13 protein-coding genes are annotated in these 15,003 nt (G+C 54.5%); 5 read left to right on the plus strand and 8 right to left on the minus strand.

The genetic code is table 11. The features are described from left to right. Window positions 1-39 precede the first annotated feature (39 nt). From HMPREF1028_RS04185 to HMPREF1028_RS04200, 4 genes are all read left to right on the plus strand, one after another. A complete protein-coding gene (locus HMPREF1028_RS04185; RefSeq protein WP_003763573.1) occupies window positions 40-330 on the plus strand; it encodes a phosphopantetheine-binding protein in 291 nt (96 codons plus the stop codon). After that, on the plus strand, window positions 327-1,361 hold the full coding sequence (locus tag HMPREF1028_RS04190; protein ID WP_009311566.1) for a beta-ketoacyl synthase N-terminal-like domain-containing protein: 1,035 nt from the start codon (window positions 327-329) through the stop codon (window positions 1,359-1,361). The genes HMPREF1028_RS04185 and HMPREF1028_RS04190 overlap by 4 nt, the downstream gene beginning before the upstream one ends. Then, entirely contained in the window at window positions 1,343-2,077 is a 735-nt protein-coding gene (locus HMPREF1028_RS04195) for a hypothetical protein (protein ID WP_036529073.1), read from the plus strand. Before HMPREF1028_RS04190 ends, HMPREF1028_RS04195 begins: the two co-directional genes overlap by 19 nt. A 199-nt stretch (window positions 2,078-2,276) precedes the next feature. Beyond that, entirely contained in the window at window positions 2,277-4,622 is a 2,346-nt protein-coding gene (locus HMPREF1028_RS04200; RefSeq protein ID WP_009311568.1) for a membrane protein, read from the plus strand. Between the two features lie 234 nt (window positions 4,623-4,856). On the opposite strand, the gene pyrC is transcribed toward HMPREF1028_RS04200, so the two are convergent. The 4 genes from pyrC to HMPREF1028_RS04220 all read right to left on the minus strand — a co-directional run bounded on the left by pyrC (window position 4,857) and on the right by HMPREF1028_RS04220 (window position 7,700). Continuing rightward, window positions 4,857-5,891, minus strand: coding sequence for a dihydroorotase (gene pyrC, locus HMPREF1028_RS04205; protein WP_009311569.1), 1,035 nt, complete (start codon window positions 5,889-5,891; stop codon window positions 4,857-4,859). A 232-nt stretch (window positions 5,892-6,123) separates the two neighbouring features. Next, the gene (locus tag HMPREF1028_RS04210; protein WP_009311570.1) at window positions 6,124-6,726 is read right to left on the minus strand and encodes a hypothetical protein; all 603 of its coding nucleotides are present in this window, start codon (window positions 6,724-6,726) and stop codon (window positions 6,124-6,126) included. 73 nt (window positions 6,727-6,799) lie between these two features. Further along, window positions 6,800-7,357, minus strand: coding sequence for a DUF4189 domain-containing protein (locus HMPREF1028_RS04215; RefSeq protein ID WP_009311571.1), 558 nt, complete (start codon window positions 7,355-7,357; stop codon window positions 6,800-6,802). A 118-nt stretch (window positions 7,358-7,475) separates the two neighbouring features. After that, window positions 7,476-7,700, minus strand: coding sequence for a sulfurtransferase TusA family protein (locus tag HMPREF1028_RS04220; protein WP_009311572.1), 225 nt, complete (start codon window positions 7,698-7,700; stop codon window positions 7,476-7,478). Window positions 7,701-7,808: 108 nt separating this feature from the next. On the opposite strand from HMPREF1028_RS04220, the gene HMPREF1028_RS04225 reads away from it, so the two are divergent. Beyond that, window positions 7,809-8,420 (plus strand): CNP1-like family protein, encoded by a 612-nt coding sequence (locus HMPREF1028_RS04225; protein ID WP_036529159.1) that lies wholly within the window; start codon window positions 7,809-7,811, stop codon window positions 8,418-8,420. An 81-nt stretch (window positions 8,421-8,501) separates the two neighbouring features. Here the strand turns inward: HMPREF1028_RS04225 and fumC are convergent, their stop codons facing one another. From fumC to HMPREF1028_RS04245, 4 genes are all read right to left on the minus strand, one after another. Next, entirely contained in the window at window positions 8,502-9,890 is a 1,389-nt protein-coding gene (fumC, locus tag HMPREF1028_RS04230) for a class II fumarate hydratase (RefSeq protein ID WP_009311574.1), read from the minus strand. 396 nt (window positions 9,891-10,286) lie between these two features. Next, on the minus strand, window positions 10,287-11,789 hold the full coding sequence (pta, locus tag HMPREF1028_RS04235; RefSeq protein WP_009311575.1) for a phosphate acetyltransferase: 1,503 nt from the start codon (window positions 11,787-11,789) through the stop codon (window positions 10,287-10,289). Between the two features lie 691 nt (window positions 11,790-12,480). Further along, window positions 12,481-13,887 carry a dihydrolipoyl dehydrogenase gene (locus HMPREF1028_RS04240; protein ID WP_009311576.1) on the minus strand — a complete coding sequence of 469 codons (1,407 nt, stop codon included), beginning with the start codon at window positions 13,885-13,887 and terminating at the stop codon, window positions 12,481-12,483. 252 nt (window positions 13,888-14,139) lie between these two features. Next, complete coding sequence (locus HMPREF1028_RS04245; protein ID WP_003759091.1) at window positions 14,140-14,877, minus strand: redoxin family protein; 738 nt, start codon at window positions 14,875-14,877, stop codon at window positions 14,140-14,142. Window positions 14,878-15,003 lie beyond the last annotated feature (126 nt).

The following is a 15,003-nucleotide window of genomic DNA, read 5'->3' on the forward strand; positions in this document are numbered from 1 at the left end:
AGCCGACATCCATCCCCACCCCAAACACGAAAGCAAAAAATGTCCTACACCTTTACCTTGGCAGAACACGCGCTGGAAGCGGAATTGAAAAAGCTGATTCTGCAAGAAGCCGACAAGACCGATGATGTTGCTGCTGAAGACTTTACCGACGATGCGCCGTTGTTCGGCGACGGCAGCCCTGTTGATTTGGATTCGCTCGACGCGCTGCAAATCTGCGTCGCGCTGCAACAGTATTTCCAAGTGCGGCTGCAAGGCGACCGTATGGTGCGCAAGCATATGATGTGCGTGCGCGATTTGGCGGCGTTCGTCCGCGCGGAGCATGGGGCGTGAGCTGGGTTTGCGGTACGGCGGCCACCTCCGCGCTGAATCCGCAGGCGGATTTCAGACGACCCGATGCGGTGTCTTATACGTTTTTAAACCAGCCGCAGCAGGCCGCTTATTTCCGCGCTTTTGCCGACGACAGCTTGGGGAGCACCGCTTTTGCAGATATTGCCGAACAACATTTGCGCCGCGCCGCCGAAGATGCAGGGTGGCCGTCTGAAAGCTGGCACGACGCGCCGGTTTTTATCGGTTCGAGTTCCTACGCCATCGCCGAATACGAAAACCGCCGCCGCGCGGGCAATACGGACATTGGGGAACACGGCCTGCTCTATCTTGCCGAAGATTTGCGCAAACGCAGCGGCAACCGGCAGATTTTCAGTTTGGCGACCGCCTGCACCTCGTCCGCCCATGCGCTGATTCAGGCAGACAATTGTTTGCGCGGCGGGGCGGAACGCGCCTTCGTCCTCGGTATCGAAAACCTCAACCGCCTGACCCTGCTGCATTTTCACAGCTTGGGTTTGTTTACCGAACGCTATCGGCCCTTCGGCGGCAACGGTCTGATTTTGGGCGAAGGTGTCGCCGCACTCGCCCTCTCTGCTACGCCGCCCGACTGTGCAGGCCGTCTGAAACTCGTCGGCCACGCCGCCAATACCGGCAACGACCTGATTCAAAGCAACAGTAAGGCATTGGAACAGGTTATCCGCCGCGCCTTAAACATCGCCGCCGTTGCACCCGAAAACATCGCCGCCGTCAAAACCCACGGCATCGGCACCGCCGACAGCGACGCCGCCGAACTGGCTGCGCTGGAAAACGTGTTCGGCACCCTGCCGCCGCTGATGGCGTTCAAAGCGCAAATCGGCCACACCCTCGGCGCAACTGCCGCCCTCGAAACCGCGTTGCTCTTGTCCGCCCTGAAACAAGGCGGCAGCACCGATTATCAAGGACGCGAAATCCGTTTTTCAGATGACGTTTTCTGTCTCGCCAACCATTTCGGTTTCGGCGGCAGCAACACAGCTATGGTATGGCAATGGCAATCATAAATCCCGACATCCGCATCATTGCCGCCGCGCGTTTCGATACCGAAGCCGCCGTCGGCAACAAAATCCTCAAACAAACCTTGCAACAGCAAAGCGGCACGGACGCCCGCCGCCTCAGCCGCCTAAGCCTGATTGCCGCACTCGGCGCAGGCTTGCTGCGCGGACAAGGCGAAATCCGCCCCGATTGCGCCGTCTTCCTCGGCACGCCGTTTTCCTCCCCTTCCGTGTTTGAAAAAATGGCGGACAACGTGCTCAACCACCATGCCGCAATGCCTTTCGACTTCATCGCCAACCTGCACAACGCACCCGTTTTTCATGCCGCACAAACCCTAGGCACGCACGGCGCGACGTTGGCGGTTGCCACCGAACGCCATTTGGAAACCCGTTTCCATCCCCTGCTGCTCGCCGCACAATCCTTGCAAAGCGGCGGACAGGCCGCAGTCGGCTGGGCATACGAACACCAAGCCACCCACGCCGATACGCGCGAAGGCAGCATTTGGATTTTGCTCGAACACGGCGCGGAACACGGCGTTCCCGTTACCTTAAATACGGAAGCCGAGGAAGCGGAAAGGCTGTCCCTTCAAGAGGCTGCGCACTCTGAAACGCAAGGATATTATTGGCAGGACATCGCCGATTTTTTAGAAACATTGTGCCTTGCCGACGGTTTATCATCCGGCAAACCCAACCCAATCATGATGGCGCGCGCAGAAATCCTGTGAGTTTGCACACGCGAAACGTGTTCCGAAATACGCCGCTGCCTCCGCGCCGACAGGTCGTCTGAAAATCCGAAACTGTCTTCTGTTTCAAACACATTTTCAGACGACCTGTTTCTTTCCCCTGCCGATTATCCATTCGGATTGTCAATGCACCCGACTTCCCCATAAAATGCCGTAGACACACTTCAAACCCATTTGAAAAATGATGACTACCTACCGCCGCGCCTACACCGTCCTCACCGCCCTGCTGACCCTGTTCCTCATCTACACCGTCTCCACGCAAAATTGGCTGCAAACCGACCTGACCGCGCTGCTGCCGAGCGAACAGCAGCCTGACGCGCTTTTGACGGCGGCGGACAAGGCGGGCGAAGAACAGTTGAACACGCAGGTGATTTTGCTGGCGGGCAGCAAAGACGCGGAAACGGCGTTTCAGACGACCTCCGAGATTGCGGCTTTGTGGCGTAAAAGCGGCGTGTTCGAGCAAGTGGACAGCAGCGTGACGCCCGACTTGGGCAAGGTGCGCAAGGACATCGGCAAGCTGGGACTCGCCCTGCTGCCGAACGAACAGGTGCGCCTGCTGTTTGAGCATCCGCAAGCCTACTTTCAGGCGCGTGCGGAAGCGGCAGTCAACCCGTTTGCCGCGCCCTCACCTTTGTCTTTGGAACAAGACTGGCTGGGCTTCGGGCGTTTTGTCGCCGGCAAGGCGAATCCGCAAAGCCGTTTGCAGTGGAACATGGACAACGGCATGCTGTTCACCGAAGGCGATGACGGGAAAACTTGGGTCTGGCTGCGCGGAAAACTGGCGGCGGGCGACAATTTTTCAGGCAACAACGCCCTTCTGCCGCTGATAGCGGAAAGCCGCAAACTGGCAAAAGTCAAAGGCGCGGACACGCTGACAGCAGGCGGCGCGCTGTTTGCCGCCGCGTCTAAAACCGAAGCGGAGCAGGAAAGCCGGACGATGAGTACGGTGGGGATGTTGCTGACGTTCGCGCTGCTGTTGTGGGTATTCCGCAGCGTCCGCGTGTTCTGGCTGACGCTGCCTTTGGCGGCGGGTATGCTGACCGGTCTGGCGGCGGCTTTGCTGGTCTTCGGCGAAGTGCATATCCTGACCATCGTCATCGGCACGAGTCTGGTCGGGATGTTGGTGGATTTCCCGCTGCACTGGCTCGCGCCTTCGGTATTCGGCACACGAGCGAAAAACGGCAAAACGGCTTTTTCAGACGACCCCGTCTGGCAGGCCGAACCCGCCATGAAACACGTCTTGCCGAGCTTTACCGTCAGCCTGCTGATTACGGTATTGGGCTACGCGCTCTTGTGGTTCACGCCGCTGCCCGTATTGCGGCAGACCGCCGTGTTTTCAGGATTTGCGCTGGCTGGCGCGTTTGGCGCGACGGTGTTGTGGCTGCCGCCGCTGTTTCAGCGTTACCGCGCCAAAACCGTGCCGTTTGCCGCGCTGACCGAACGGCTCTACGCGCTGTCGGGTCGTCTGAAAATCCGTCTGCACAAACGCGGCTGGCTGATGGTCGGCGGCGTGTTGCTGGCGGTCGGGCTGTGGCGCAGCGACTGGCGCGACGACATCCGCCAGTGGGTCAACATGCCGTCTGAAATGCTGGCGGAAGTGCAACGCATCGGACAGTTGAGCGGCGCGGATTTCGGCGGCAAATACTTGGTTGCCGAAGCGCCGAGCGAAGACGCTTTGTTGATGAAAACCGCCGAACTCGGCCGCGCGCTGCAACCTTTAGTCGCGCAAGGCAAGCTCGTCAGCTTCCAATCTCCCGACCAGCTCCTGATGCCCGTATCCGAACAGAAAAAACTGCAAAACCGCCTGCGCGAGCTGTCCAAGCTGCCCGAAAGCCGCCAACCGCTTGTCGATATCGGCATTCCGCACAAAACCCTACGCAACGCGCTGCTGCAAGCCGCCGATGCGCCGCCGCTGACGCTTGCCGACGCGCTGAAAACTGATTTGGCGGAAGCCTGGCGGCCGCTGTATTTGGGTGAAGTCGAAAAAGGCCGTTTCGCCGCCATCGTGCGCCTGAACGGCATGACCGACGACACCGCCGTCCGCTCCGCCGCGCAAAGCGTAGCGGGCGTACATTGGGCGGACAAACGCGCCCACCTGAACGACCTTTTCCACCACACGCGCAATCAGGCGGCATGGTTGAAACTGGCATCCTACGCGCTGGCATTGCTGGTTTTATGGCGCATGTTCGGCATGAAGCGCGGCACCAAAATCCTTGCCGTACCGCTTGCCGCCGCCGTCTGCACCGTCGCCGTACTCGGTCTGGCAGGCATCCCAGTCAGCCTGTTCGCCATGTTCGGCCTGCTTTTGGTGTCCGCCATCGGCGTCGATTACGCCGTCTATGCCCTCACCGCGCGACACAGCGCACCCGCGCGGCTGGGCGGGATGCTGCTTGCCGCCGCTACCACCGCCATCTCCTTCGCCCTGCTCGCCCTAAGCGGCACGCCCGCCGTCGCCGCCTTCGGCATTACGGTCACGGTCGGCGTAGTGTTCAATATTTGGCTGGCGGGGGCTTTGTTGAAAGATTGATGTTTAAAATTTAAAAAAACAAAAAGGTCGTCTGAAAACAGGTTGGCGCAAAATCCGCCATACCCGTTTTCAGACGACCTTTTTGACAATATCAAACGTAATCAAGCCGCTGTCTTCTTGCAGAACATAAGTGGTTTAAGAAACAGCCTCAGGATGCCCTTATCCGCTCCCTTATCAAACCAAAATGCCTGCCCCTTTTCGGGCAGGCATTTTCATGCGGTCATGATGTGCGGCTCAGTATTTGACTGTCCAGCCTATCTCGCCGCCCGCACGCATCGGGACGAGTTCGCCGTCGCCGTAAGGGACGCTTGCGGGGACGGTTTGGCTTTGTTTGACGAGGGTGATCGTGTCGGCGTTTTCGGGAATGCCGTAGAACCTTGCGCCGTTTTTCGAGGCGAAGGCTTCAAGTTTGTCCAACGCTCCTGCTTTTTCAAACACTTCGGCGTAAAGCTCGATGGCGGTCATGGCGCTGAACATGCCGGCGCAGCCGCAGGCGTTTTCTTTGGCAGATTTGGCGTGCGGCGCGGAGTCGGTGCCGAGGAAGAATTTGTGCGCCTTCTCGCCGGTAACGGCGGCGACCAATGCCTGACGGTGGGTTTCGCGCTTGAGTACGGGCAGGCAAAAATGATGGGGGCGCACGCCGCCGACCAAGAGGTCGTTGCGGTTGAGCAGGAGATGTTGCGGGGTAACGGAGGCGGCAACGTTGTCGCCTGCTTCCAAAACCAGGCGTGCGGCTTCGGCGGTGGTGATGTGTTCGAACACGACTTTGAGATTCGGCACTTGCGCCAAAACGGGTTTCATCACGCGCTCGATAAAGGCGGCTTCGCGGTCGAAAATATCGATTTCGGGATCGGTTACTTCGCCGTGAACGAGGAACAAAATGCCCTGTTTTGCCATTTCTTCCAAAACGGGGATGAGTTTGAACAGGTCGGTTACGCCGGAATCGGAATTGGTCGTTGCGCCGGCGGGGTAGAGTTTGAAGGCGACGATGCCGGCGGCTTTGGCTTCGCGCACCAGCTCGGGCGTGGCTTGGTCGGTCAGGTAAAGCGTCATCAACGGCTCAAACGCGCTGCCTTCGGGCAACGCCGCCATGATGCGCGCTTTGTAGGCAAGCGCGTCGGCAACACTGACGACGGGCGGCTTGAGGTTGGGCATGATGACGGCGCGCCCCATCTGGCGGGCGGTATAGGTGGCAACGGCTTGGAGCGCGCCGCCGTCGCGCAGGTGCAGGTGCATATCGTCGGGGCGGGTTATGGTCAGGGTTTGCATGAGTGTTCCTTTTTAGATTTTTGGGTTTCAGACGACCCCTTGATGTTTCCTAGGGGCTGTCAACATTTAATTTTCCCAGTGGATTTTTGTTCACAAAGCGGAAGATTCAAGGCGGAAACCGCAACAAGGTTGGACACCTTGTGAGGATTTCCAACGTGGAAGATGCCGCTTTGAGGATAAAAAGACACGGAAACTATTGAATGGCGACAGCCCCAAAGCTCGTCTGAAAAAACTATTGCACAAGGACAGGCTTGCCGTTGTAGGACTGATGCGTCAGGTAAAACACCGCCTGCACGGGCAACTGGTCGGACGGGGTGGTTTTGACGGTCAGCAGGGTTTCTTCCGGGCTGCCCGAAGCTCGCCACGCATAAGAAAGCTGACGGATCGCTATCGGCGATTCGGAGGCTTGATCGGTGCGCAATTCGTTGTTCAAGCCCTTCGGCGGGTTTTCCACCAACACCATAAACTGCTTGCGTATCAAGTTTTCGTCCGCCCGCGCCGTTTTCACGCTGCAACTGTCGCCGGTCAGGCTCAAATAATAATCCGCGCCGTCCTGCGTTTTCTTCCAAACGGCAAGCGCATCCGGCTCGATGAAACCTGCGGGCAGCCTGCCGATTTCTTCCGCGTTCAAAGCCGTCAGCTTTTCATTATCGGCAAAAGAGCGCACTTTATCGGCAGCCCCGTCAAAAGCGACGCAGCCTTGACGGAACAATTCCGCTGCCGCGTTCGCACGATCCGCCATCTGCTCGGGCGGCACTTCTTCCCTGCCGCACGCCGCCAATAAAACGGAGAAAGCGGCAAGCGTCAAAAGCCTTGAAATCGGACGTTTCGCCATTTTCAGACGACCTTTCATATAGATTTAAAAAAGCGGGGTAGGCAGGGAACAGCGTTCAAAGTAAATTTTGTAATCACTCATTTGGAAGGGAACAACGTTCAGGGACAAGAATTACACACTTTTTGTATTTATGAGAACTACAATTTTCTAAAGCCAACCTTTCTGAATTTCCTTCCGTACTAGAATACCCTTTCAAAATATGAAGTACACCATTGTCCCAGCCTGTAGCAAGCGCATGACAGCCGTCCTTAATCCAATCATGAACTTTACAAAATTTACCATCCCCCCTTTTTTCACATCTCTGGATGGCAACACGCTTAGCTTGCTCCAATGAATCCTCATTTACGGAATCTGTAATATATCCGGTTTTGTTATTTAACACTATCGCTCCGTACTTTGATGGCAGATTGACAATAACCGGATTGGTATTGTTATAGGAATTGCCGTTATTGTTATAAGAATTACCGACATTCACCGATGGGTGATATTTATTATAAATATCTTGCTGGTTATAGCCGTAAATACGCAATTCCGGCGCATTCTGCAACGCTCCGCGGGTTGGGTCGTATGCAAAAGAAAGTTCGGAATATCCCAGCAAAACCGAAAAGAGTAGAAAAAGTTGCTTTTTCATCATTTTCCTTTATCTAATAATGATTCACTTGTAAAACTTAATAAAATCAAACTACAAGCTTCACAAGAAGGCGTTAAAAAGCCTTGAAATCGGACGTTTCGCCATTTTCAGACGACCTCTATTTGTGTTTCACGACCAGCGTGAACACGCCGTCTTCTTCGCGCGATTCGAGCAAGACATGCCCGGTCTGGCGGCAAAACGCCTCAAAATCGCCGGGCGCGCCGCCGTCGGTCGCCAACACGGTCAGGACTTCGCCTGCCTCCATTTGCGCCAACGCTTTTTTGGTTTTTAAAATCGGCAAAGGGCATCTGAGCCCCTTCAAGTCTAAGGTGTGTGCGTTCATATTTTCCGATGTTCCGTTAACAGGATTAACATGAATTATACCGTACTTACTTGCACCCCACCCCGCCGAACCCATAAAATAAAGCCGTTTTTCACTTTGGAGCACACCATGCGCCGTCTCGCCCTCCTGACCCTCTGCCTCGCCGCCACGGCAGTCAACGCCGCCGGATTCAGCGAAAAAGATACCCCCTTCAACACACGCTACAAAGAAAGCCCCGAAGAAGCCGCTGCCCGCGAGTTCGCCGAACAAAAAACCGCGCTCCCGCCCCTGCCCGACACCCAATCCGGCGACTGGTTCGACCTTTACGTCAGCGAAGACTACGGCAAGCAGCCCAAAATCCTCCTCAGCAGCCTGCAAATCATGCCCTCTCCGGACGGCAGCATCCGCTACATCCTCAACGTCCGTTCCGACAAAGGCCATGACAACCTGACCGTCGAAGGCCTCTTCTGCGCCCGCTCTTCCTTCACATACGGCAAAGACAAACGCTCGTCTTATAAAGTGTTCGGCTACGGCGACACCGTCAACCGCCGCTGGATCGAGCCGCGCAAAGCCGAATGGAAACCCATAGGCTCAACCTTCAACAAAAACGACGAGATGCGTGCCGTCCTCTACCAAGCCTTCTGTACCGACGGCGTACCGAACACCACCGAAGGTCTGGTCAAACGCCTCAAAGAACGCGCCGGACGCTACGCGCCGAAAATGGTGCGCCACGACAAATAAAAGCCGTTTGACGGTTTCAAACATCAAAAAAGGTCGTCTGAAATATTTTCAGACGACCTTTGCCGTATTTCAAACCCTTAATCAGCGCGGATGAACCATATCGGCGGGGACGACCAGTTCGTCAAACTCCTCGCCTGTCAGCAAGCCCAACTCAACGGCGGTTTCGCGCAGCGATTTGTCGTTTTTATAGGCGGTTTTGGCGACTTTAGCGGCGTTTTCGTAGCCGATTTTGCGGTTCAGCGCGGTAACGAGCATCAGGGAATGGTGCAGGAAATAGTCGATTTTTTCCGGTACGGGTTCGATGCCGGCGGCGCAGTTTTCGTTGAAGCTGTTGCACGCATCGCCCAACAGGCGGATGGATTGCAAGAGGTTGTAGGCGATAACGGGCATATAGACGTTCAGCTCGAAATTACCCGACGCGCCCGCCATGCCGATGGTGACGTCGTTGCCGAACACTTGGCAGCACACCATGGTCATCGCTTCGCATTGGGTCGGGTTGACTTTGCCCGGCATGATGGACGAACCCGGCTCGTTTTCGGGGATTTTGATTTCGCCCAAACCGCAGCGCGGGCCGCTTGCCAGCCAGCGGATGTCGTTGGCGATTTTGTTCAGGCTTGCCGCCAGCGTTTTCAATGCGCCCGAAGCGGCAACGGCGGCATCGCGTCCGCCCAAGGCTTCAAATTTGTTCGGCGCGCTGACAAACGGCAGGCCGGACAGTTCGGCGAGTTTGGCGGCGGCTTTTTCGGCGTATTCGGGATGGCTGTTCAAACCCGTGCCGACCGCCGTGCCGCCCAAAGCGAGTTCGTATAAACCTTTGAGCGCGTCGTTCAGACGGCCTAAGCCGTGGTCGAGTTGGGAAACGTAGCCGGAAAACTCTTGTCCCAAAGTCAGCGGCGTCGCGTCCTGCAAATGGGTGCGGCCGATTTTGACGATGGGGGCGAATTCTTTGGCTTTTTTGTCCAACGTGTCGCGCAGGGCTTTTACCGCCGGAATAAGGTGGCGGTTGATTTCAATCGCGGCGGCAACGTGGATGGCGGTCGGGAACGCGTCGTTGGTCGATTGCGCGTGGTTCACATGGTCGTTGGGATGGACGGGCTGGTACGCCGCCAAACCCGTACCGGCGATTTCGTTGGCGCGGTTCGCCAGCACTTCGTTCATGTTCATATTGGACTGCGTGCCGGAGCCGGTCTGCCAAACCACTAAGGGGAACTGCCCGTCGAGCTTGCCGTTCAACACATCGTCCGCCGCCTGCGTAATCAAATCCGCCTGTTCGGGCTTAATCCTGCCGAGGGAAACATTGGTGGCGGCTGCGGCTTTTTTCACCAGCGCCAAAGCATAAATCAGCGGCTGCGGCAAGGTTTCGCCGCCGATTTTGAAATTGTTGCGGCTGCGCTGGGTCTGCGCGCCCCAATAGGCTTCGGACGGGACTTCGACATTGCCCATGGTGTCGTGTTCGGTACGGGTGCTCATGCGTTTCTCCTGAATTAAATGATAATGCAAATAATTTGCAAGCGTATTATAGCGGGCAGGAGGTCGTCTGAAAAGCGGGGGACGGAGTTTGGGACGGCGTTTTGAAAGCTGAAAAGAAGATTGAGACAGACGAAGGAATTGTGTTTAACCTGTTTGGGTTATGCCAAAATGTATAGTGGATTAACTTTAAATCAGGACAAGGCGCCGAAGCCGCAGACAGTACAGATAGTACGGAACCGATTCACTTGGTGCTTCAGCACCTTAGAGAATCGTTCTCTTTGAGCTAAGGCGAGGCGACGCCGTACTGGTTTAAAGTTAATCCACTATAAAAAGGTCGTCTGAAACCTTATTGATAAGTTTTCAGACGACCTGTGTTTACTTTAAAAATTCAAGTAATCAGCCAGCCATTTGTTTTGCCTGAACCGCTGTCAGGGCGATGGTGAAGACGATGTCTTCTACCAATGCGCCGCGGGAGAGGTCGTTGACCGGTTTGCGCAAACCTTGCAACAGAGGGCCGACGCTCAGGACGTTGGCGCTGCGTTGTACGGCTTTGTAGGTGCAGTTGCCGGTGTTGAGGTTTGGGAAAATCAGGACGGTTGCCTGACCGGCGACGGTGCTTTCAGGGGCTTTGGTTTTGCCGATTTCAGGCACGGTAGCCGCATCGTATTGCAGCGGGCCGTCGATTTCCAAGTCCGGGCGTTTTTCTTTCGCCAGTTTGGTCGCTTCAATCACGGCATCGACATCAGGGCCGCTGCCTGAGTTGATGGTAGAGTAAGAAATCATGGCAACTTTTGGCGGAATACCGAAGGCTTTGGCGGTATCGGCGGATTGGATGGCGATATCGGCAAGCTGTTCGGGTGTCGGATTCGGGTTGACCGCGCAGTCGCCGAAGACGAGGACTTGGTTGGGCAGCAGCATGAAGAATACGCTGGACACGAGGCTGGCGCCCGGTGCGGTTTTAATCAGTTGCAAAGCGGGGCGGATGGTGTTGGCGGTAGTATGAACGGCGCCGGATACCAAGCCGTCCACGTCGTTTTGCGCCATCATCATGGTGCCGAGGACGACGGTGTCTTGCAGTTGTTTGCGGGCATCTTCAGGGGTCAGACCTTTGGATTTGCGCAATTCGCACATCGGCTCGACGTATTGTTCGATCAATGTAGCGGGATCGACGATTTCCAAAGAGTCAGGCAGGTTGATGCCGCGTTCTTTGGCAACGGCTTCAACTTCTTCGCGTTTGGCAAGCAAGACGCAGCGGGCAATGCCTTTTTCGTGGCAGATGGCGGCTGCGGCGACGGTACGCGGTTCTGCACCTTCAGGCAGGACGATGCGCATATCGGCTTTGCGGGCAAAATCAATCAGGTTGTAACGGAATTGAGCGGGAGAAAGGCGGGAGGCTTCGCGTTTTGCCAACGCAGATACGTCTTTGAGCGCGCTGCTTGAGCCGTAGAACGTCAGTCCGGTCAGGCGGGCGACTTCTTCGCCTACGGATGCTGCCGCGCCTTCAATAATGAAGCCTTCCAAAAGACCCGGTGCGTTGGTATAAAGCTGTTTGGCAAGGTTGATTCGGTGTGCCGCTTCGGCTGCGTCGGCATTGTCGGATTGCAATGCCAAGACTACGCCTGCATCCAAAGACAGCGCCAGCTCGACGTTTTTGCCGGAGAGGAAGAGTTTGTCCGCATCGGGGGCAATGCCTTCGATAACAAGTTTGTCGGTATTGAGTGCGACGGCTTTGCCGACCACAGCGTCAAACCAGTCGTCGCTTTTGCCTTGCGCCAACAGGGTTTCGGCGGATGCGTCGAGCGGTTGGAAAACTTGCGCGCCCAAAGCTTGGGCAAAGGCTTTGCTTGCTGCTGCCACGTCCAAACCGGCGGATACCGGAGCGACCAATAATTTAGCCATGATATGTGTCCTTTCTATTTGGAGGTTGTCCGTCTTGGAGGTTGCCCGTCGCCGCCGTGATGCGGACGTAACGGCAATGGCTTAATACTAACAAACAAATTGCGTTTCCAACAAGGTTAAATGTTAATGGATTGAGCGAAAATGCAATGGATTTTTAAGAAACGCTTAGAAAGCCGGTTAAAATTACCCCCCTTTCCTTTTAATCTTTCCTGATTACTGCGGACAATGCCGTTTGAAATGAAAAAAGCCAAGCCCTGTAACATACAGAACCCAGCTGATAGCAACCATCTGAACAGGTTTTAATGAATACTCAAGATTTAAAGGATTCTTACCTTCAAATTCGAGTTTTCAGACGACCTCCCGTTTCGGCAACCAAATCTGCCGTAGGTCAGATTCTTGAATCTGACATCTCCATCTGCAACAACGCGTAAAGAAAATAGAAACATCAAATATTCGTCGGATACAAGCCGTAGGTCAGATTCTCGAATCTGACATCTCCCTCTGCCATAACACGTAAAGAAAACAGAAACATCAAATATTCGTCGGATACAAATATCCGAACTACACATTACACAGCAATGACGCCGCAACTGATTTTATTTCGCAACGCAAAGACAAAAAGGTCGTCTGAAAACCTTAAATCAGGTTTTCAGACGACCTTTCACTCTAGCAGACTGATTAAGTCAACCCATCAAGCCTGTTTCAACTTCGCATCGGCATCGCGCAACGCGGTGCGCAGACCTTCCTCGATAACGGGATGGTAGAACGGCATATCCAGCATTTGCGGAACGGTCATCTTCATTTGATGCGCCCATGCCAACAGGTGCGCCAAATGTTCGGCGGCCGGGCCTAAGATTTCCGCGCCGATGAAGCGGCCGGTGGCTTTTTCGGCATACAGGCGCATATGGCCTTTGTTTACCAACATCACGCGGCTGCGGCCTTGGTTTTTGAACGATACTTCACCGATGACAAATTCGTCGGGTTGGTATTGCGCGGCAACCTGCGCGTATTTCAAACCGATAAAACCGATTTGCGGATTGGTGAACACCACGCCGATGGTACTGCGGCGCAAACCGCCGCCGATATTCGGGTAGCGGCCTGCATTGTCGCCGGCAATCTTGCCTTGGTCGGCAGCTTCGTGCAGCAACGGCAGTTGGTTGGACGCGTCGCCCGCGATGAAGATATGCGGAATGCTGGTCTGCATGGTCAGCGGATCGGCAACGGGTACGCCGCGCGCGTCTTTTTCGATATTGATGTTTTCCAAACCGATATTGTCAACGTTCGGACGGCGGCCTACGGCTGCCAGCATATATTCGGCAACAAATACGCCTTTTTCGCCGTCCTGCTCCCAATGAACCTCTACATTGCCGTCCGTATCGAGTTTGACCTCGGTTTTAGCATCCAGATGCAGTTTCAATTCTTCGCCGAACACGGCTTTCGCTTCGTCTGAAACGACAGGGTCGGAAATGCCGCCGATGATGCCGCCCAAGCCGAAAATTTCGACTTTCACGCCCAAACGGTGCAATGCCTGACCCAGTTCCAAACCGATAACGCCCGGTCCGAACACGGCAACGCTCTTAGGCAGCGTATCCCATGAAAAAACGTCGTCGTTGATAATCAAACGGTCGCCCAAAGACTGCCACTGCGGTAGGATAACGGGACGAGAGCCAGTAGCAATCACAAAGCTTTTTGCCGTGATTTGGGTATGGTCGTCGATTTGGACGGTATTCTCGTCGATAAATTTAGCCGAACCCATAATGCGCTTGTCGGCAGGCCATTCTTCCACATCGGCAACAACAAAGCCGACAAAACGGTCACGCTCGGATTTGACGCGCTGCATCACTTCTTCGCCGTTGACGACGATGCTGTCTTTGTCCAAATGCACGCCGAACGGGTCGGTATGCAATGCGTGATGGCGCGCCTCTGCGGCGGCAATCAAGAGTTTGGAAGGCATACAGCCCACGCGCGCGCAGGTCGTGCCGAACACGTTGTTTTCAATCAGGTAAACATTATCCGAATGTAAACGGGCATTGCGAAACGCGCCCATGCCGGCAGTACCGCCGCCAATCACGACGACATCTGCTTGAATTTTTTTCATAATCTTTGTCCTTTTTTGTTGAGCGTCCGAAGCGGTATCAGCGTGAAGCGTATCAGGTTTTCAGACGATCTATTTAATAAACTATCAAAAATAAAAAATCGATAACTATTTTTAAAATCTCGATTTAAAACAATAATCTCAAATTCTACTTGTAAATATAGAGCTATTCAGAACGACCGTGTAGCGTATCGTCTGAATAACTCTATTTTTCTGTTCAGACAGCTTTTTCAAACCGTCTTAAGCATCAGGCAATTAGTTTTTAGCCAAGTAAGCTTCCAAATCTTCGCTGCCGCCGATGTATTTGCCGCCGATGAAGACTTGAGGAGCAGTCATCTTGCCGGTAATGGCGCGAACGGAAGTAACGGTCGCATCTTTGCCCAATACGATTTCTTCGTAAGACAGGCCTTTGTCTTGCAAAGCTTTTTTAGCTTTAGCGCAGAATTGGCAGCCGGGTTTGGTGAAGATGGCAACAGATTCTTGAGCTTTCCAGTCAGGAGCGATGAATTTCAACATAGTGTCAGCGTCAGACACTTTGAAAGGATCACCCGGCTCTTCAGGCTCGATGAACATTTTTTCAATCACGCCGTCGTTAACCAGCATGGAGTAACGCCAAGAGCGTTTGCCGAAGCCCAAGTCTTCTTTGCCGACCAGCATGCCCATGCCTTCGGTGAATTCGCCGTTGCCATCAGGGATCATGTAGATGTTGTCAGCTTCTTCTTCGGCAGCCCAAGCGTTCATCACGAAAGTATCGTTTACAGATACGCAGTAAATTGCGTCAACGCCGTTTTCTTTGAACGCGCCGAACAATTCGTTGTAGCGTGGCAGGTGGGAAGAAGAACAAGTCGGAGTAAATGCGCCCGGCAGAGAGAATACGACTACTTTTTTGCCTTTGAACAAATCATCGGTGGAAACATCTTTCCAAGTGTCGCCCACGCGGGTACGGAATACGACGGAAGGTACTTTTTGACCGGTACGATCTTGCAAAGCCATTTTGGATCTCCTTGAAATTTTAGGTTTAGGGAATGATACGAGTGAATGTGTGCATTCTAGCGCAGGGAGTTTGATTTGTATAATTTATAGTTCAAATAATATTAATTATCTGAAGCTATGAAACCC

The sequence above is a fragment of the Neisseria sp. GT4A_CT1 genome (assembly GCF_000227275.1).
Classification (GTDB): Bacteria; Pseudomonadota; Gammaproteobacteria; order Burkholderiales; family Neisseriaceae; genus Neisseria.

Coding starts and splice junctions, on each gene's coding strand:
- HMPREF1028_RS04245 (WP_003759091.1), bottom strand. CDS start 14,877: ATGGCTTTGCAAGATCGTACCGGTCAAAAAGTACCTTCCGTCGTATTC.
- HMPREF1028_RS04200 (WP_009311568.1), top strand. CDS start 2,277: ATGATGACTACCTACCGCCGCGCCTACACCGTCCTCACCGCCCTGCTG.
- HMPREF1028_RS04240 (WP_009311576.1), bottom strand. CDS start 13,887: ATGAAAAAAATTCAAGCAGATGTCGTCGTGATTGGCGGCGGTACTGCC.
- HMPREF1028_RS04220 (WP_009311572.1), bottom strand. CDS start 7,700: ATGAACGCACACACCTTAGACTTGAAGGGGCTCAGATGCCCTTTGCCG.
- pyrC (WP_009311569.1), bottom strand. CDS start 5,891: ATGCAAACCCTGACCATAACCCGCCCCGACGATATGCACCTGCACCTG.
- HMPREF1028_RS04185 (WP_003763573.1), top strand. CDS start 40: ATGTCCTACACCTTTACCTTGGCAGAACACGCGCTGGAAGCGGAATTG.
- pta (WP_009311575.1), bottom strand. CDS start 11,789: ATGGCTAAATTATTGGTCGCTCCGGTATCCGCCGGTTTGGACGTGGCA.
- HMPREF1028_RS04195 (WP_036529073.1), top strand. CDS start 1,343: ATGGCAATGGCAATCATAAATCCCGACATCCGCATCATTGCCGCCGCG.
- HMPREF1028_RS04210 (WP_009311570.1), bottom strand. CDS start 6,726: ATGGCGAAACGTCCGATTTCAAGGCTTTTGACGCTTGCCGCTTTCTCC.
- HMPREF1028_RS04215 (WP_009311571.1), bottom strand. CDS start 7,357: ATGAAAAAGCAACTTTTTCTACTCTTTTCGGTTTTGCTGGGATATTCC.
- fumC (WP_009311574.1), bottom strand. CDS start 9,890: ATGAGCACCCGTACCGAACACGACACCATGGGCAATGTCGAAGTCCCG.
- HMPREF1028_RS04225 (WP_036529159.1), top strand. CDS start 7,809: ATGCGCCGTCTCGCCCTCCTGACCCTCTGCCTCGCCGCCACGGCAGTC.